Annotated in this window: 17 protein-coding genes and 2 tRNA genes; 8 read left to right on the forward strand and 11 right to left on the reverse strand. The window is 64.8% G+C overall.

What is annotated here, in order from left to right:
- Positions 1–21: 21 nt before the first annotated feature.
- The gene (locus MWU77_RS08680; RefSeq protein ID WP_247273471.1) at positions 22–1149 is read right to left on the reverse strand and encodes an NDMA-dependent alcohol dehydrogenase; all 1128 of its coding nucleotides are present in this window, start codon (positions 1147–1149) and stop codon (positions 22–24) included.
- A gap of 90 nt (positions 1150–1239) precedes the next feature.
- Complete coding sequence (locus MWU77_RS08685) at positions 1240–1755, reverse strand: DinB family protein (protein ID WP_247273472.1); 516 nt, start codon at positions 1753–1755, stop codon at positions 1240–1242.
- Positions 1756–1885: 130 nt separating this feature from the next.
- Here MWU77_RS08685 and MWU77_RS08690 point away from each other — a divergent pair, with 130 nt between their 5' ends.
- Positions 1886–2305, forward strand: a complete 420-nt coding sequence (locus tag MWU77_RS08690; protein WP_169686253.1) for a Zn-ribbon domain-containing OB-fold protein — start codon at positions 1886–1888, stop codon at positions 2303–2305.
- A 34-nt stretch (positions 2306–2339) separates the two neighbouring features.
- The gene (locus MWU77_RS08695; protein ID WP_169686250.1) at positions 2340–3488 is read left to right on the forward strand and encodes a thiolase family protein; all 1149 of its coding nucleotides are present in this window, start codon (positions 2340–2342) and stop codon (positions 3486–3488) included.
- A gap of 127 nt (positions 3489–3615) precedes the next feature.
- Here the strand turns inward: MWU77_RS08695 and MWU77_RS08700 are convergent, their stop codons facing one another.
- The 3 genes from MWU77_RS08700 to MWU77_RS08710 all read right to left on the reverse strand — a co-directional run bounded on the left by MWU77_RS08700 (position 3616) and on the right by MWU77_RS08710 (position 6369).
- On the reverse strand, positions 3616–4551 hold the full coding sequence (locus tag MWU77_RS08700) for a cyclase family protein (protein WP_247273473.1): 936 nt from the start codon (positions 4549–4551) through the stop codon (positions 3616–3618).
- An 82-nt stretch (positions 4552–4633) separates the two neighbouring features.
- Positions 4634–5449, reverse strand: a complete 816-nt coding sequence (locus tag MWU77_RS08705) for an alpha/beta hydrolase (protein ID WP_247273474.1) — start codon at positions 5447–5449, stop codon at positions 4634–4636.
- A gap of 23 nt (positions 5450–5472) precedes the next feature.
- Complete coding sequence (locus MWU77_RS08710; protein WP_169686244.1) at positions 5473–6369, reverse strand: IclR family transcriptional regulator; 897 nt, start codon at positions 6367–6369, stop codon at positions 5473–5475.
- Between the two features lie 155 nt (positions 6370–6524).
- Here MWU77_RS08710 and MWU77_RS08715 point away from each other — a divergent pair, with 155 nt between their 5' ends.
- The 5 genes from MWU77_RS08715 (at position 6525) to MWU77_RS08735 (ending at position 12582) form a co-directional block, all read left to right on the forward strand.
- The gene (locus tag MWU77_RS08715; RefSeq protein ID WP_247273475.1) at positions 6525–8441 is read left to right on the forward strand and encodes an NAD(P)/FAD-dependent oxidoreductase; all 1917 of its coding nucleotides are present in this window, start codon (positions 6525–6527) and stop codon (positions 8439–8441) included.
- A gap of 40 nt (positions 8442–8481) precedes the next feature.
- On the forward strand, positions 8482–9309 hold the full coding sequence (locus MWU77_RS08720; RefSeq protein WP_169686239.1) for an SDR family NAD(P)-dependent oxidoreductase: 828 nt from the start codon (positions 8482–8484) through the stop codon (positions 9307–9309).
- Positions 9293–10111 (forward strand): SDR family NAD(P)-dependent oxidoreductase, encoded by an 819-nt coding sequence (locus MWU77_RS08725; RefSeq protein WP_247273476.1) that lies wholly within the window; start codon positions 9293–9295, stop codon positions 10109–10111. The genes MWU77_RS08720 and MWU77_RS08725 overlap by 17 nt, the downstream gene beginning before the upstream one ends.
- A 52-nt stretch (positions 10112–10163) precedes the next feature.
- Positions 10164–10934 carry an SDR family NAD(P)-dependent oxidoreductase gene (locus MWU77_RS08730; protein ID WP_247273477.1) on the forward strand — a complete coding sequence of 257 codons (771 nt, stop codon included), beginning with the start codon at positions 10164–10166 and terminating at the stop codon, positions 10932–10934.
- A gap of 67 nt (positions 10935–11001) precedes the next feature.
- A complete protein-coding gene (locus MWU77_RS08735) occupies positions 11002–12582 on the forward strand; it encodes an ABC transporter substrate-binding protein (RefSeq protein WP_247273478.1) in 1581 nt (526 codons plus the stop codon).
- A 10-nt stretch (positions 12583–12592) separates the two neighbouring features.
- Here MWU77_RS08735 and MWU77_RS08740 read toward each other — a convergent pair whose 3' ends face one another.
- The 3 genes from MWU77_RS08740 to MWU77_RS08750 form a co-directional block, all read right to left on the reverse strand.
- Positions 12593–13576, reverse strand: coding sequence for an endonuclease/exonuclease/phosphatase family protein (locus tag MWU77_RS08740; protein WP_247273479.1), 984 nt, complete (start codon positions 13574–13576; stop codon positions 12593–12595).
- A 16-nt stretch (positions 13577–13592) separates the two neighbouring features.
- A tRNA-Ile gene (locus tag MWU77_RS08745) sits at positions 13593–13666 on the reverse strand.
- A gap of 243 nt (positions 13667–13909) precedes the next feature.
- Positions 13910–13982: transfer RNA gene (locus MWU77_RS08750), tRNA-Asn, on the reverse strand.
- 153 nt (positions 13983–14135) lie between these two features.
- On the opposite strand from MWU77_RS08750, the gene MWU77_RS08755 reads away from it, so the two are divergent.
- Positions 14136–14378, forward strand: coding sequence for a hypothetical protein (locus MWU77_RS08755; protein ID WP_169686231.1), 243 nt, complete (start codon positions 14136–14138; stop codon positions 14376–14378).
- 2 nt (positions 14379–14380) lie between these two features.
- Here MWU77_RS08755 and dnaG read toward each other — a convergent pair whose 3' ends face one another.
- From dnaG to MWU77_RS08770, 3 genes are read right to left on the reverse strand one after another with little or no spacing between them, the layout of a single operon-like run.
- Positions 14381–16300, reverse strand: coding sequence for a DNA primase (dnaG, locus tag MWU77_RS08760; protein ID WP_247273480.1), 1920 nt, complete (start codon positions 16298–16300; stop codon positions 14381–14383).
- 48 nt (positions 16301–16348) lie between these two features.
- A complete protein-coding gene (locus tag MWU77_RS08765; RefSeq protein WP_169686846.1) occupies positions 16349–17620 on the reverse strand; it encodes a deoxyguanosinetriphosphate triphosphohydrolase in 1272 nt (423 codons plus the stop codon).
- A 29-nt stretch (positions 17621–17649) separates the two neighbouring features.
- On the reverse strand, positions 17650–18342 hold the full coding sequence (locus MWU77_RS08770) for a YdcF family protein (RefSeq protein WP_374229839.1): 693 nt from the start codon (positions 18340–18342) through the stop codon (positions 17650–17652).
- Positions 18343–18399: the final 57 nt, after the last annotated feature.

An 18399-nucleotide genomic window follows, 5' to 3' on the forward strand; every position in this document is an offset into this window, starting at 1 on the left:
CGAGATCACCCGTATGCCTCGTCACCAGTCGGCTTCGGTGTACCGGATGACGCCGCGGATGTTCTTGCCGTCGAGCATGTCCTTGTAGCCTTCGTTGATCTGCTCGAGGCTGTACGTACGTGTGACCATGTCGGCCAGGTTGAGCTGACCGGAGCGATACAGATCCAAAAGATTCGGGATGTCGACCCGCGCGTTGCAGCCGCCGAAAATGTTGCCCTTGAGGTCCTTCTGCAGCATCGAGAACAAGAACGAGTTCAACTTGACGTCCATGTCTGCCATGTAGCCCATCGCGGTGACGACACACTTGCCGCCTTTCGCGGTAAGGGTCAGCGAGGGATCGACGAGATCGCCGGTCATTTCACCGACGGTGATGATGGTCTTGTGGCACATCCTGCCCCACGTGATCTCCATGATCGGCACGATCGCCTCTTCGATGGATGCGTATGCGTGAGTAGCGCCGAACTTCAGAGCCTGTTCGCGCTTCCACGGCACCGGATCGATCGCGAACACGTGGCGCGCACCGGAAGCCACAGCCCCCTGCAGGGCGCTCATACCCACACCACCGATGCCGATCACTGCGACGGAGTCTCCCGCCTTCACGTCGGCGATGTGCGTCGCCGAGCCCCAGCCGGTGGGAACGCCGCAACCCACGAGTGCGGCAAGTTCGAAGGGGATGTCCTCGCCGATCTTCACGACCTGGGTCTGATTGACCGTCATATACGGCGAGAATGTGCCGAGGAGGCACATCGGGATGACGTTCTCGCCGCGCGCCTGCATGCGGTAGCTGCCGTCGGAGATCGCCTGGCCGCTGAGGAGTCCCGCTCCCAGATCGCAGAGGTTCGATTGCCCGACCGCACACGACGGACACTGTCCGCACGCCGGGATGAACGACAGGACGACATGGTCTCCCACCTCGAGCCCGACGACGCCGTCACCGACCTTGGTGATGACACCGGACCCCTCATGACCACCCATCACCGGATAGGACGGCATCGGAGTCGCGCCGGTGACGATGTGGTGATCCGAGTGGCACATGCCTGCGGCTTCCATGCGGATCTGCACTTCCCCCGCAACCGGATCACCGAGCTCGATCTCCTCGACCGACCACGGCTCGTTGAGCCCCCACAGCAGTGCACCCTTGGTCTTCATCTGGCTACGCCCTCCATCACATTGCAGCTTGTGCACGTGACACTAACCACAAAACGCCAGAATTGGAACAGGTTCTACCGGAATTCTTTCTTACCGCACATCCCACAGATGATGGACGTGCTCGTGGGCGAAATACAGCGCCAGAGTGCCGACGGTGAACCTCGCCCCGTCACCTCGTCGTCCGCTCCGCGAACGTAGTGCCACCGGCACCCCCGCGAAGGCCTGCGCCGCTCGGCCGCTCACTTCCGTCAACTCGCGAGCGACGGTCGCGGGGTCCTGATCTCCGTACGCGTCGTCGACCGCGGCGGCATCCTGATCCCAGTCCTCGAACGGCGGATCGTCCTGGGCAAGCATCGATTCGAGTCGGGCCTGAAACACCCGGGCAACATCACGCAAGTGCGCTGCATACTCGAGCGCCGACCACGAGGCGTCATTCGGCCGCAGTGCGGCATCGTCACGCGACAAGACTGCAGGCCACCGCTCAGAACTGCTGCGCACAAGGCCGGGGATGTGGTCGTAGGGCATCGCACCCGGGTCGAACCCACAGTCGGCGCACGCGCGCTCGACCACCCAGGTCCAGTCCTTGCCGTCCGGTCGGATCACCATGCTCCGATCGTAGAGACCGATAGGAACAGCACACTCTCATTGTAGAGAATGGCATTTCCGTCTAACGTGAACATCATGCCGGTATGCGGCAAGAAGCGACGCGACGGCATCGGACAACGGAGGACGACATATGACGACGAAGGCGCTCGCGCCCGACGTATCCACATGGCCGGCGGCAGACCCGCAGCTGATCGGCAGTCGCTGCGACGACTGCGCAGCGACGATGTGGCCGGCACAGCCCCGGTGTGCCCGCTGCAGCGGCGCCAACATCTCCGAGCTGCTGCTCCCACGCCGCGGAACTCTCGTGGCATGGACCACTCAGGGATTCGTCCCCAAGCAGCCCTATGCCGGCAGTGAGACTGCTGAGAATTTCGAACCGTTCGCGTTCGGTCTCATCGAGCTCGGCGACGTGGTCCGCGTCGAGGCACGTCTCACCGAGAACGATCCGGCGAAGCTGAAGCCCGGCATGGAACTCGAACTCACCTTCGTGCCCTTCTACACGGACGCCGAGGGAACCGACATCGTCACTTGGGCGTTCGCGCCGATCTGATCTACCTACACCCGATCGAGGAGTCCAAAGAACTATGAACGACGTTGCCATCATCGGTGTGGGCCTTCACCCGTTCGGCAGATTCGGCGCCAAGTCGGCCATCGAGATGGCCGCTGACGCGATCCAGCTCGCGCTCGAAGATTCGGGCGTGGCGTGGAGAGACATCCAGTTCGGCATCGGCGGCAGCTACGAAGTCGACAACACCGATGCCGTCACCCGCCTGGTGGGCCTGACCGGAATCCCCTTCACCAACGTGTTCAACGCGTGCGCCACATCGGCCAGCGCCATCGAGCAGACCGCCGACGGCATCCGCTCCGGCAAGTACGACATCGGTATCGCCGTCGGCACCGACAAGCATCCCCGCGGCGCCTTCACCGCCGATCCCGCGATGCTCGGCCTTCCGGCCTGGTACGCCGAGAACGGCCAGTTCGTCACCACCAAGTTCTTCGGCATGAAGGCCAACCGGTACGTCATCGACCACAACATCTCGCACGAGACCTTGGCCCGAGTCGCCGCGAAGAACTACCGCAACGGGGGCAAGAACCCGAAGGCGTTCCGCCGCACCGAGTTCAGCCTCGACGAGATCCTCTCGTCGCCGATGCTGAACTACCCGCTGACCGCCAAGATGTTCTGCGCCCCCGACGAGGGCGCTGCCGCAGTCATCATGTGCCGCGGGGATCTCGCGGCGAAGTTCTCGTCGAACAAGCCCGTATACCTGCGGTCGACGGCGATCCGCACCCGCACATACGGGGCCTACGAAGTACACGCGACGTGGGCCGCCACCGAAGAGGATGTCTCCCCCACCGTGTACGCAGCGAAGGCAGCGTACGAGGCCGCGGGAATCGGTCCCGAGGACGTCGATGTCGCACAGCTGCAGGACACCGACGCGGGTGCCGAGGTCATCCACATGGCCGAGACGGGTCTGTGCGCCGATGGCGACCAGGAGAAGCTCATTGCCGAGGGCGCCACCGAGATCGGTGGATCGCTGCCTGTGAATACCGATGGCGGTCTCATCGCCAACGGCGAGCCCATCGGCGCCTCGGGCATTCGCCAGGTACATGAGCTCGTCCACCAGCTCCGCGGCACCGCAGGCGAACGTCAGGTTCCCGGCAACCCGCGCGTCGGACTCGCACAGGTCTACGGCGCGCCCGGTACCGCGGCCGCGTCGATCCTGTCGCTCTGAACACCAGCACCGACCGGTAGCGGGAGGGCCACCCACGAGTGTTCCGTGGGCGGCCCTCCCGCCCAGCTCGTTTCGGAGTCGGCCGATAGGGCACGTCACAGCGGGCCCGGCCGTGAGCAGCGCGCCGCTACTTGACTGCGATGGGGTTGAGCGGGGAGCCGACACCGCCCGGGATGTTGAGCGGGCAGGCAACGAACATGCACTCGTACACGCCGTCGGCGGCACAGTCCTCGGCAAGGGCTTCGAAGTCGAACATCTCACCCAAGAGCAGGCCCATGTCGCGGAGCGCGACCATGTGGAACGGAATCATCGGCCCACCCGAGTTCACGCCGAGCGCCTCCACTGCGAGGTTGTCCGCACACACGGCCGCAATGCCACGGTCACGAACCCACCGGGCGCATTCCCACGTGAGGCCCGGCGATCCGCTGAGTCCGACGTCGGCTCCGCGCCGATGCTGCGGATACGTGCCGGTACGCAACAACAGGATGTCGCCCTCGGACACGGTGATTCGTGCGTCGTCCAGTACGGCGTCGAGGGTCTCCGGCGTGACCCGGGTCCCCGGCTCGAGATAGTCGACACCGAGGTGACGTGGTACGTCGACGAGGATTCCGCGGGACACGACCCCTGCCACCAGATTCTGAATGGAGAGACGCTCTGCACCCCATGCGGTGACGGTGTCGTGATGGAAGCCGTTGTAGAGCAGATCGTCGTACCAGACGTGTGCCAGAGCATCGAAATGCGTCGTCGAATGGGTTCCGAGAATCAGCATGTCCTCGGACGAACACACCTCGAGGACTTGACCTTTCGGCATATCACCGCGATATCGCGTCATGGTGTGGATCGGATTGAAGCGTCCGCCGGTCCGGATGTCGTGAGGACCGTGCTCATCGGCGGGCATCGACAACGAGAACGACGTCCCACGCCGGACCGTCGCGGCGGCCGCCTGGACCTTTGCCGGCGTGAGCAGGTTGAGTGTGCCGCGCTGATCTTCGGTACCCCAACGACCCCAGTTGCTCAGCTCGCGCCCGAGCTCGCGGATCCCGTCCATGTCGATCGTCGCCAACCCGGCCTCCCCGTCGTCGCACACCAGAATTCAGATCCGGCACCAGGAGAACATAATTCTCTCGGTGGTCGTGGGCAACCCTTCAGCGCCGAGCATTCGATCCGAACAACTCGTCGAGCTGTTCCACCATGTACGAAATCGCCGCCTCTGACGCAGTCGTCGCGGGGTAGGACAGATTCCAGATGTGCGGCACACCCTCGTGCACCTTCACGCGCACATCGACTCCGGCGTCCTCCGCCGTGCGCGCCAACAACAATGTGTCATCCCGCAGAACCTCCGAATCACTGCACTGCACGATGAGGCGCGGCTGACCTTTCCAGTCACCGAGCACCGGCGATACCATCGGATCCACCGCAGGATGACCGGCCAGGTACGCGGCCGCCGCCTCCGTTGCCTGCTCCAGCGAGAACCGCTCATCAGTGTGCTGGTTCTCCAGGAAACTACTCGCGGTGTTGCGCAGATCGGCCCACGGCGAGAAGAGAAATGCGCAGGCAGGTAGTGGGATCTCGAGCTGCCGAAGACGCAGCGACAACGCCGCCGCGAGCCCACCTCCCGCAGAATCGCCCCACAGCGCGAGACGTTCGCCCGGTACCGATCCAGCCACCCACCGGTACGCCGTGACCGCGTCGTCCAGGGCTGCTGGGAACGCACATTCGCCGGAGAGCCGGTACCCGACCGCGAACACCTGCGTCTCGCACCGCGCCGCAATCCGGGCGATACTGTCGGCAAAGATCTGCGGCGAGCCCTTCCGATAGCCGCCGCCGTGGAAATGCAGCAGCGCTGCATCCGGTCGAGCGTCGACGGGCCGCACCCGCAGTATCGGCACCGGCGCGGAATCGAGCGCCTCGATTTCGACGCCCAGGCGCCCACTCGTCGACGCGGGTTCTGTGTCGGTCATAACCATCCTCGTTTGTCACATCGTCAGAGCGGCTCGCCCCAATCATGGTTCGGCGCACGGCCGCCGATCTGCCGGGTCAGGAGCTGAGCCGACGCAATCACCGGTTGCGCGGCAGCGGGAATCGACCTGCCGTCCATCTCACCGAGGTGAAGAAGCGTGAGGCAGAACGCAACGCGCCCATCGGGATCGAACACGGGAACCGCAATGTTTCCTATGTTGTACACGGCGTCCGGCTCGAACTCCAGCACCGCGTAGTCGGGCAGCTGCTCGAAGAACTGCTCCAGCAGGGATTCTCGCAGATCGCGATCGTTCGGACGCTCCGCCAGCTTCTGCGACACCGAGGGCCGACCGGGACGCAGGTCGTCGAGTCCGATCGAATAACCCCGCTGCCGAACCACCGAACCGTATGCTCGGAGATACTCGGCGACGCGTTCCTGCAGTTCCTCGGGTAGTTCCGCGATCCATTCGCGCCCTTCCGCCGGCGGCATCCACGCCAGGAACGGCTGCCCGATCGGTGGCTGAAGCGGAATGCGCTGCCCCGGCGCAAGCTCGACCGATCGCCCTGTCGGCTTTCCCTCCACCGCAATGCAGAGCACGTCACGTCCCACTTGGACCGTGCCGGAGCATTCGAGACCCGTGGCCTCGGCCAGGTTGACCATCTCGATACGAGCGAGGTCGATGACGGGGAGGGCGTCGGCTGCCGCATGGCCGACCGCCGCCGCGGCAGGACCGAGTGTGTACGTCTTGTGACGCGGATGCCGCGAGACGTATCCCTCATCGTTCATCACCTTGAGCACCGCGAACATCGATCCGGGGCTCACATCCAGCGCCCGGGAGAGCTCGCTCAGCGTGAACGTGCCCCGCTGATTCGCGGTGAGGAAGTCGAGCACTTGAAGTGCGCGACGCGCCGAGAGAGCCATCCACATCCTTTTCTCGAAAATCGTTGACGTCGATACCAGCTGACGCTAGCGTATTCCACCAAGTCCTGAAACACTTTTCGATATACTGAAAAGAGACTCCGGTGGAAGAAAATACATTCATTCGACGCGCTCTGGCCGGTTCTAATCTCCACGCCTTGCGGTTGGCGTTGCTTCACGCCACCGGCGACCCGGCCCTCGCCGCGATGAAACTCGAACTCGTCCCGATTCGCAGCGGCGCCGCATTCGAGATGACCATCGCGGAGGAACACCGCGAAGAACTACTCCGACGGGCCGAGAAGTTCGTGGCAACGGAAGCTGCCGACTATGTCCCCGAGCAATTGGACGAGAACCGGGTACGCACGATGATGGAACTCGCACTCGGGCAGGAACTCACGGACGAGGAGTTCTTCGTCGCACGGACGATGCCTGCCCTCGAGGAGTTTCCGGTCTTCTCGCAATGGAGCCGTGAGCGTCCCCGACGCGCGGACGACTTCAGCGCCGTCATCGTCGGAGCCGGACTCTGCGGCATTGCGATGGGCGTACAACTCGAACAACTCGGGATCTCGTACGTGATCTACGAGCGACGCCCGGATGTCGGAGGAACCTGGGCAATCAACACCTACCCGGATGCGCGCGTCGACACTGCCAGTACCACCTACGAATACAGCTTCGTGAAGAACTATCCCTGGTCGGAGCAGTACGCGCGGCAACCCGAAGTGCGCCGCTACATCGAGACGGTCGCAAAGACCTACGGCGTATACGACCGCATTCGCTTCGAACATGAAGTTCTGTCGGCCGACTTCGACCAGGAGACCGCCACGTGGTCTCTACTCGTGACCGACGCGACCGGCAAGACCGAAACCGTGACCTGCAATTTCACCGTCACGGCCACCGGACTGTTCTCCACCCCGAAAAAGCTGGACACGGACGGTATCGACGACTTCACGGGCGAGATTCTCCACACGACCGAGTGGACCGAAGGGCACACCGTCGAAGGCAAGACCGCCGCGATCATCGGCAACGGCTCCACCGGCGTCCAACTACTGGCCCGGATCGCCGAGGGCGCCGACCAGGTCTATGTGTTCCAGCGAACTCCGCAGTGGATCGCACCACGCGAAGGCTACGGCGAACCGGTGACCGAGGAAATGCGGTGGGTGCTCGACAATATTCCGCACTACTGGAACTGGGCCCGCACCACCGCCCTCAAGCCCGCCGACCCCCGCGGCACAATCACGCCCGATCCCGAATGGCGCGCCGCCGGAGGTCAGTTCAGCGAGAGCAACGACAAACTCCGGGCGAACCTGACCCAGTACATCCGAACTCAGGTCGACGATCGATCGGATCTCGTCGAGCGCCTCATCCCCGACTACACGCCGGCAGCACGTCGTCCGGTCGTGGACAACAAGTGGTACCGGTCCCTGACCCGCGACAACGTCGAACTGGTGACGGACGGCATCGTGAAGTTCACCGACACCGGCATCGTCACCTCCGACGGCACCGTCCGCGAGGTCGATCTCGTTCTGACCGCCGTCGGATTCGAAGTCACGAAGTGGCTCTGGCCCATCGATTTCCGCGGCCGCGACGGTGTACACATCGAGGATCGATGGAACCTGGACGGAGGCCCCCGCGCTTTCCAGGGGCTGGCCATCCCGGAGTTCCCGAACATGTTCGTGCTCTACGGCCCCAACGCGCAGCCGGCGACGGGCGGTGGAATAGGACTCGGCGGCCTTCCCGCGTGGATGGAGTCGTGGGTCGGGTACATCGCCCGGGTCATGATTGCGGTCATCGAGGACGGCCATCATTGCGCCGAGGTGACCGATGCCGCGTTCTGGGAGTACAACAACGCGGTCGACGACGAAGCGAGCAGGCTCATCTGGCTCGATCCCGCCGCGAACCCGGAGAAGAACTACTACGTCAACGAACACGGCAGGCTCAGCACGAGCACCCCCCTGCCGGGCCTCGACCTCGCGACACGCTTCCTCGGCTTCTCTCGTGACGACTTCGTGTTCACCCGAATCCATTCCGGCACGAACACCGAAGAAGAACAGCCATCGTTCGTCACGGTGTCCTGATCCGGCACACCCACTCCACCGACAAGAGAGTTGCACCCACATGATCGATCTAGGTTTGGACGGCGCCCGGGCCATCGTCATCGGCGCCGGGTTCGTGCCGATGCGTGCCGGACACGGCCGCGGCTCGGCACTGCAATTGGCCCGCGCCGGCGCCACCGTGGCGTGTGTCGACAAGAACGCTGAACGGGCCGAGCGGATCGTCCGTGAGATCAACGACGAAGGCGGCAAGGCATTTGCGATCGTCGCCGACGTGCTCGACTCCGATCGAGCTCGTCGCGCGGTCGACGAGGCCACCTCCCGGATGGGCGGCCTCGATGTGTGCGTCGACATAGTCGGTCAGGCCATGTGGAGCAAGGCCGCCGAGTTCTCCGACGACGAGTGGAACGCGCAGCTCCTGGTCAACCTCACGCAGGTCTTCTACGTCTTCAAAGCGGCCGTCCCACATCTCGCAGCCAACGAACGAGGCGGATCGCTCATAGCGCTGACCTCGGTCGACGGGATCGGCTCGTCGCGGTTCCACGCTGCATACGGCGCCGCCAAAGCCGGCGTCATGTCGCTCGTGAAGACATTCGCGGACGAGTACGGCAAGGACGGCGTGCGGGTCAACTCGGTCGCACCGGGCAACGTCGGAGGCGGAAACTGGGATCTTCCCGAGGTTGCCTTCGGTGAGGATGTCGTCAATGCTCTCGCGCCGCCACGGGGCCGCGACATCGCCGACGCCGTGCTGTTTCTCGCATCGCGACTGTCCGCGAAGGTCACCGGCCAAACCCTCGTCGTCGACGGAGGTGCACTGGCATTGAGCCCGTGGGGCATGAAGGAAGAACACATCGGCCGGAACATTGCCTTCTCCAATGCCACGCAGGACTGAGGACGGCATGCCCTCGATCACCGACGCATTCCTCGTCACCGGGAAGGTCGCGCTCGTCACCGGCGGCGGTAGCGGCATAGGCCGGGAGGCTGCGCTCGTCCTTGCGGCAGCGGGCGCGCACGTCGTCGCGACCGACGTGAACGAGGCCGGTCTCGCGGAGACACGCGCACACGGCGAAGAGCAGCAATCCCCGATCGCCACACAGCGCCTGGACGTGTCCGACCCCGTAGCGGTAGCGCGCGTCGTCGACGAAACCGTCGCGGAATACGGGCACCTCGACATCCTCGTCAACGCCGCGGGGATCATGGTCATGCGAAATGCGCTCGACGTGACTCCCGATGAGCTCGACCGCGTCCTCCGGATCAATGTCGGCGGCACTTTCTACGCATGCCAGGCTGCGGGCCGGGTCATGAATTCCGGCGGGAGCATCATCAACCTCGCCTCGAGCATCATCGACCGCACCAGCCCCGGACGAATCACGTATGCGATGTCCAAGGGCGCGATCGTCCAAGCCACCCGCACCTTCGCCTTGGAACTCGCGCCCGCAGGTATCCGAGTCAACTCCATCGCACCCGGATGGGTCGAAACGGGTATGACCAACCAGCACTGGACCGACACCGACGGCACCGTCGACGACGAGAAGCGGGCTGCGTATGTGCAGATGATGGCCGCGGCGTCGCCGCTCGGGGTCGTCGGCACTACCCGCGACATAGCGTTGACCGTTCTTCAACTTGCTTCGGGGGCAGGCTCGTTCGTCACCGGCCAGGTAGTGCGGATCAACGGCGGATCGTTCATGGCGTGAGCGTCGAGCAGATCCGAGTATCCGTAGGTCCCACAGACGAGGAGAGCCTCGCATGAGCGGAAGACTTCAAGGCAAGGTTGCAGTGGTCACGGGCGGCGCCAGCGGCATCGGCGAGGCCTCCGTGCGGCGGTTCATCGGTGAGGGAGCGCTTGTCGTCATCGCCGATGTCGACGATCAACGGGGGAAGACCGTCGCCGACGAATTGGGCTCGGCTGCGCTGTTCGTCCACGCGGACGTCACCGACCAAGGCGATTGGAACCATCTGCTGGCGACGACGAGCGCGCATTTCGCGCCACTCGATGTGCTTGTCAACAATGCAGGAGGCGGACGCGGTGTCGGCAAGATCGTCGACGAAGTCTACGAGGGGCACCGCGCGATCCTCGATCTCAATCTCTCGTCGGTGTGGATGGGTACCCGCGCCGCACTGCCGGTCATGGGAGCGCATGGTGGCGGGTCCATCGTCAACATCTCGTCGATCGACGGACTCGTCGGTGTCGAAGGGATGACGTCGTATGCCGCATCGAAGTTCGCGGTCACAGGCCTGACCAGAACGGTGGCCTTCGAAGGCGGCCCCCACAACGTGCGCATCAACTCGGTCCACCCGGGATTCATCCGGACGCCGATGACGGCCAAGCACACCGGGGCGGTGAAAGCCCGGCTCGAATCGGCGATCCAGAAGCAACCGATCACCCGATTCGGTACGCCGGAGGACATCGCGAACGCCGTCCTGTTCTTCGCATCGGACGAGAGCTCGTACTGCACAGGCACATCCCTCGTCGTCGACGGTGGCCAGCTCGCCGGTCCGCACCGGGATCCGATGTGACCCGGGCATCGCAGGGAGCACGCACCCCCACCACGTTCATTGCATCCCGCCCTACGAGAGGTAACCGATGATCAGACGCAAGCGTCTCATCTCCGCGGCGGTCGCCGCCTTGTGCTCAGCTACGTTGGCGCTCACCTCCTGCAGTGCTCCCGAGAGCGGAAACGGTTCCGGTGGCAGCGATGCTCCGGTGGGCGATCCGGTCGCCGGCGGCACACTGCAGGCGATCCAGGGCAGAGAGCCGATCAGCCTCGATCCGTCGGACATCTCCAACGTCTGGACACACTCCCCGCTGCTGGGCAATGCCCTGTACGGCACGTTGATCACCAACAATGTCGAGACGCAGGAAATCGAGTATTCGATGGCCACCGATTTCTCGACCGACGATGGCGGGCAGACGTTCACCCTGAAACTACGCCCTGGACTGATGTTCACCGACGGGACTCCGCTCGATGCTGCCGCAGTCGAGTACAACTGGGATCGGCTACGCGACCCGAGCCGGGGTTCGGCGTCGTTCCGTCAGGCCGAACAGATCGCCGACGTGCAGGCCGTGGACGCAGAGACGTTGACCGTGACGCTGGTGTCGCCGAACCCGAACTTCCCGGATTCCCTGCTCGTGTCCGCCCTCAACTGGATCGCATCGCCGACCGCCCTCGAACAGGGCAGGGAGGCGTTCGACAAGAATCCGGTCGGCGCAGGTCCGTTCACTCTCACCGAATGGGCCCGTCAGGACGTCATCCAGCTGGTCGAGAACCCCGGATACTGGGACGCACCCCGACCCTATCTGGATGGAATCACGCTGCGCACGGTTCCTGCCGCCGATCAACGCCTCAACACACTGTCCACCGGGGGCACGGATCTCGCGTCGGAATCGAATTGGCTGAACCTGTCCAGAGCGGACGACCTCGGCCTCGACACGGAGATCGTTCCGATGGGTGGCGGCCAGTACTTCGCCATGAACACCCGCCGCGCTCCGTTCGACGACGAACGCGCCCGACGAGCCGTGAACCTGGCCGCCGACATGGAAAACGTCAACCTTGTCGCTTTCGAAGGCACCGGCGTCGTCCCGCAGACCCTCTTCCCCGAGGGATCACCCTTTTACGAGGACATCTCGCTCCAGCAGAGCGATGCCGAAGAGGCACAACGCTTGTTCGACGAGCTCGCCGCAGAAGGCAAGCCGCTGTCCTTCACCTTCACGACCTACTCCCTGGTCGAATCCAGAGCGGCGGCAGAAGCACTGCAGGCGCAGCTGCGCGCGTTCGACAACGTCGAGGTCGCGGTGGAAACCCTCGACTTCGCCGCAGCGCAAACACGAGTCAACTCGCGAGACTTCGACATGACCATCTCGTCCGCCAACATCCAGGATCCGGATGGCCCCCTCTGGTCCGCCTTCCACAGCAGTTCGCAGGGAAACACCACAGGTATCGACGACGATCAGCTCGATGCCGCCCTGGAGGCAGGTCGAGTCGGCACCACAACAGAGGAGCGAAAGGCCGCGTACGACGCTGCCCAGAAGCGGCTGACCGAACTCGTCCCCGGGGTCTGGTTCATCCAGTCCCCTCCCGCCACGATCTCCGGCACCGACATTCACGGAGTCCGTCTCTACGGCATGGGATCACCACTACCCGACGGCATGTGGATCTCGGAGTGATCCGACGCCGTCATCGCGGCGGCCGGTCGAGCCGAATCTGCGCGACCACCGCCCGGTGATCCGACCCTGGCAGCGTCACTGTCTCCACGGACGTCGCACGTCCCCCAGCAACAAGGATGTGGTCGATGCCGACCAACGGCGGAATCCGCTTGTCGGTCGGGTAGGTGAACAGAAAACCTGCGCCCACCTGTTCTGCAGTGTCCCGGAGGCGGCCGCTGAGCATCGCCCGGTACTGCGTGTGGTCATAGGTCGCGTTGAAGTCCGCTCCTACGACCACCGGGACCGCCGGTGGCGCAGATTCGAGTATCCCTTGCAGGCGTGACAATTCATCTGCCCAGACGTGGGTGTCGTAGACCGGCGGCACCGGATGGAACGCGTAGACAGCGACGGGGCCGCCCCCTGGCACGGCTGCCGTCGCCGAAACCTGGTTCATGACGAAGCCGTCGTACTCGACCTCGTCGGACAGCGGGTACCGGCTCCAGATCCCGGTCCCGCCCGCACCGGGCTCCGGCGACACGAAGTGATACGGCAACATCCGATCGAGGCCTTCGCGCGCATAGGCTTCGACCGCTTCGGGTGTCAGCTCACTCACGGTCAGCAGATCGACGCGGCGCTCCTCGACTTCGGAGACCACAGTTGCCGGATCGGCTTCACCGAAGAGAACGTTGGCCTGCATCACGGTGAGCACCTCTCCCCCGCCACCGGCCGATTCCCCGATGTATCGGGGCGCCTGGATCCACACTGCGGCGACGACGGTCAGCAGCGCGACCGCGGTAGCGAGGCGGTACCGCAACAGCGCGAAGACCACTGCACCGAGCACCGATCCAATCATCATGTACGACGCCGCGGATGCCGCGAGGACAGGAAGTCGCGCCGACGAGGTGCTGTAGTGCAACCCGACCCCGACCGCGCCGACGAGGGTCGCGAGACCCGCCACGACCGCCGCAGCCCACCGAAACGCCGTCACCATCACACCCGACAGCAAAGCACGCAAAGATGTAGAGAGGATGTGGGGCGGGCGGGGCTCGAACCCGCGACCAATGGATTATGAGTCCACGGCTCTAACCGACTGAGCTACCGCCCCTCTGCAGCGACACGTCGCCGCAGAGCACTCTCCCGTACCGGACAGCGCGTACGCATGGTACCCGGCAGCAGATACCTTCCGACGCATCGGGGGTCGCGACCCCTCTGAGAAACCTTCCCCCGCTTACTCGGGTCTCCTCAGGTTGTCGACGCGAGGAAACCCGAGAACGTGGGGGAAAGTCGCGAACCTGGCCTACAACCCAGAAATCCTCCCACCCCGCGTGGGGTGGGAGGATTTCGTGCGCTCCCCCGGCTGGACTCGAACCAGCAACCCTTCGATTAACAGTCGAATGCTCTGCCAATTGAGCTACAGGGGATTGACCTGCGGTGCTCCGGGGCGTTTCCCCCGGTGCGTGAAAAACCATAGCGCCCCTCCCACCGCAGCACCAAATCGCCTGCATGTGGGCATGCGGAGCGTCATCGGGCAGGATGGAGCAGACGCGCACACAGGGTGGAAGGACGACACATTGATGGGATTGTTGGTCGGGGTTGCCGCGGGATACGTGCTCGGCACCCGGGCAGGCCGAGCCCGATACGAACAGATCAGCAAGACCGCCAAGGCGGTGGCCGCCAGTCCGGTCACCAAAAAGGCCATCGAGGTGGGACGCCAGAAGCTCTCGGACTCATTGAACCCGCAGCCGAAGCTCGAACCGATGAAGCCGATCGACGAGACGACGACGGTCATGATCCCGCGAGATCAGCTCAAGAAGTAGCGTCAGCCGGCCAGGCCATCGCTGCCCGAATCGCCGATGGCCTGGTCGAGCAGGCTACGCCGATACTGTTCCAATGCGACGAGGTCGCCGAGCAGCGCATGGAATTCGTCCGACTCCGTGGCCGGCGAGATGCGTTGCAGCTTCGATTTGAGCTCTGCGACCTGCTCGCCTACCCATACTTCCTGCAGACGCGCGAGCACTCCCCCGATGTAGCGGGGCATGCGGTCCTCTTCCGCGGGGATCGGCTCGACTGCGAGTTCCGTCACCAGCGAGTGCACAACCGGGTCGGTTGCGGCGCGACCGACCGCGTCGACCCATTCGGCACCGCCCATTCCCGAACCGACGCCACCGACGCGAGCGATCGCCTCCCGCACGGCAGAATACGCGGGGTCGGTGAACGTCTCAGCGGGCAAGGAATCGAACACCGTGCCCGCGATACCCGGATACTGCAGCGCAGCCTTGAGGCCGTCTCGTTGCGGCCACAGCGCAGGGTCGCCCGGCCGTGGACGGCGCATCGCCGACTCCTGCGACGAGGAACTCTTGTCGACCGCGGCGGCCCGCGATCGGGGCGCTGATGCCCGGCTGCTCCCGCGACGCGCGTCTTCCTGGACTCGGCGGCGAACCATGGGGATGTCGTCCCAGCCCACCCAGTGGGCCAGTTGCACCGCGTAATTGTCCCGCAGGGAGCGGTCCTTGATCTGGGCAACAACCGGTACACAGCGACGGAGCGCTTCGACGCGCCCTTCCGCCGTGTCGAGATCGTGTTCGAGCAGGATCGACTTCACCACGAACTCGAACATCGGGGTGCGCCGCGCGACGAGATCACGGACAGCGGTGTCGCCGGATGCCTGCCGGAGCTCGCACGGATCCATACCTTCCGGTGCGATCGCCACGTACGTCTTCGCTGCCGTCTTCTGGTCGCCCTCGAACGCTTTCATGGCCGCGGCCTGCCCGGCGGCGTCACCGTCGAAGGTGTAGATGACCTCGCCGCGGAAGTAGCTGTCGTCCATGAGCAGGCGCCGCAGCATCGCGAGGTGCTCATCACCGAACGCGGTACCGCACGAGGCAACAGCGGTTTTCACCCCGGCGAGGTGCATGGCCATGACATCCGTATAGCCCTCGACGATCACCGCCTGATGCGATTTGGCGATCTCCCGCTTCGCGAGGTCGAGACCGAACAGCACCTGAGACTTCTTGTACAGCACCGTTTCCGGCGTATTCATGTACTTGGCGGTGATGGTGTCGTCGTCGTAGAGCCTGCGGGCACCGAATCCGATGACATCGCCTGCGAGATTGCGGATGGGCCAGAGCAACCGGCGGTGGAACCGGTCGATCGGTCCGCGACGCCCCTGCCGCGACAATCCCGCCACCTCGAGTTCCGCAAACTCGAATCCGCGGCCGAGAAGGTGCTTGGTGAGCTGATCCCAGCCCGCCGGCGCGTACCCGCAGCCGAACATCTCGGCGGCAGACTGGTCGAAGCTGCGCTCGGTGAGGTAGTCGCGCGCGGCCTGCGCGTCGGGGCTGCGGAGCTGTTCGGCGTAGAACTGCTGCGCAGCGGCATTCGCGGCAACCAGACGGGCACGGGTACCGCGATCGCGCTGCACGGATGGGCCGCCGCCCTCGTAGCTGAGGGTGTAGCCGACACGTTCGGCGAGCTGCTCGACCGCCTCCACGAAGCTGACGTGTTCGATCTTCTGGATGAACGAGTACACGTCGCCACCCTCACCGCAACCGAAGCAGTGGAAATGCCCGTGGTTGGGTCGGACGTGGAACGACGGCGACTTCTCGTCGTGGAAGGGGCACAGCCCCTTCATCGAGTCGGCGCCCCCACGTTTGAGGGCGACATAGTCGCCCACTATGTCTTCGATCCGAACGCGGTCGCGAATGGCCGCGATGTCTCTGTCTGAAATTCTGCCGGCCACGACGACGAGTCTAGGCCGTGATCACACCACGTCCGGCAGCGGACGCTGCTAGCCCCAACTGGCCTGCGCGGCGAGACTGTCGCGGTCGATCCGCTCCAGTCGCGATTCGGTACAGGACGCGATCTGATCGACGACGACACGCACCTTGGCTGCCTCGTCGGGCGCGGCCTCCCACTCCGCGACGTAGATCGGGTCGAGGCCTACCGGCGCCGTACGCAGCAACCATTCGGCCACCCGATGGATTCGTTCGCGCTGGCCCGCCTGCCTCGTTCGATGAGCGCTGTCGGACATCACGAACTGCAGAGCCATGGTCTTGAGCAACGCGACCTCGGACGCCACGATCGACGGGATCACCAGGTCGGCGTCGTAGCGGGTGATCGGCGCATCGCCGGTGGCGGCACGGGTACCGCTGATCGCGGCCGTCGCATAACGGCCGACGAGTTCACTGGTGAGCCGTTTGAGCGCGACAGAGCTGGTGAGCGTGCCGTCGTATGTTCCCACCCCGACCACGACAGGCAGAGTGAACAGGCGCTGCGCGGCCTCCTCGAGCTCGGCCGGGTCGAGGCCGGAGAACTCTTTCATGCCCAGTGCGATCAGACCGGCCACGGAGTCGGCGTCGCCGAGGATCCGCAGGTCGATGCGACCGTCGATCACACCGTCTTCGACGTCGTGCACCGAGTAGGCGACGTCGTCGGACCAATCCATGATCTGCGCCTCGAGGCACCGGCGACGCTCGGGAGCACCGTCGCGGATCCAGTCCAGTTCGTCGGCGTCGTCGTCGTAAGCGCCGAACTTCGCTCCCGGCGCGGGGCGGATCCACGGATATTTGAGCGTCGCGTCCAACGAGGTACGAGTGAGATTCAAGCCCGCGCTCGTGCCGTCCGCATGGAGGATCTTCGGTTCGAGTGCAGTGAGGATCCGCAGGTTCTGGGCATTTCCTTCGAAGCCCCCGCACGGCGCCGCGACCTCGTCGAGCGCGCGTTCACCATTGTGGCCGTAGGGCGGGTGACCGATGTCGTGGGCGAGTCCTGCCAGGTCGACCACGTCGGGGTCGGCCCCGAGTCCTTCGGCGATGCTACGACCGATCTGGCCTACCTCCATCGAGTGGGTGAGCCGGGTGCGTGGGGTGTCGCCGTCGCGGGGACCCACCACCTGCGTTTTGTCCGCGAGGCGGCGTAGAGCAGCGCAGTGTTGGACGCGGGCGCGGTCGCGCGCGAAGGCGGTGCGATCGGCCGCAGCGGCTTCCGCACCGGCAAGTCCCGATCGTTTCGGCGCTTCCTCCGCACGCCGCGCGAGGTCGTGTTCGCTGTATCCCGGCATCCCACCGCCCTTCGTCGTTGCGCTTCTGCTCACTGGTCTGCCGTGTATTCGAAATCCGCCGAGTAATGCGTGATCTGGTACCAGATGAGCGCCCCGGTTTCCCGGGCAATGCCGTGGAACTGCGACTCGCGTGTGAATACTGCCGGACCCTGCCGAGTGGGTGCGGTCCATGCATCGAGCCCGGCATCGCGTGCCATCGTCCGCGTGCGCAGGCCGTGCCAGGGGTCGCTCACCAGGACGGCGGAAGACAGACCCATCTCGCTCATCTCCTCGCTGACCGCCTTGATGCTCAGGAGGGTGTCGGACCCCTCCTCGACCGCCACGATGGCGTCCGCGGGCACGCCGGACTCGATGAGGTAGTTCTTGCCCGCGGCCGCTTCGGTGAACAGATCGCCCTCCTGCTTGCCACCGACCGTGACGATCGTGTCGGAGACACCGTGTTCGTAGAGTTTGCGCGCCTGCTCGAGGCGCGCCTCGAACACCGGCGACGGAGTTCCCGAGTACTGAGCGGCACCGAGGACGACGATGGCGTCGGCCGGTGTCCAGTCATCGATGCGCGCAACCTGCCACACCCGCACTGCCGTGCCGCCCACCACCAGGAGCGCAGCGAGGATCACTCCGGCAATCAGTCGACGGCACCACCGAGCGAGTCGAGCCCCGAGACTGCGCTGGTCGTCGGCGACGCTCGTGGCGATGTCGGGGCGGCGGGATGCGGTGCTCACTCCCCGATTCTGCCAGTGTCCGCCCGGACACCCTTGCGGACACGCACCACGGAACCA

Origin of the sequence: Rhodococcus sp. F64268, from assembly GCF_023015605.1 — a bacterium.
In the GTDB taxonomy this organism is placed as follows: domain Bacteria; phylum Actinomycetota; class Actinomycetes; order Mycobacteriales; family Mycobacteriaceae; genus Rhodococcus.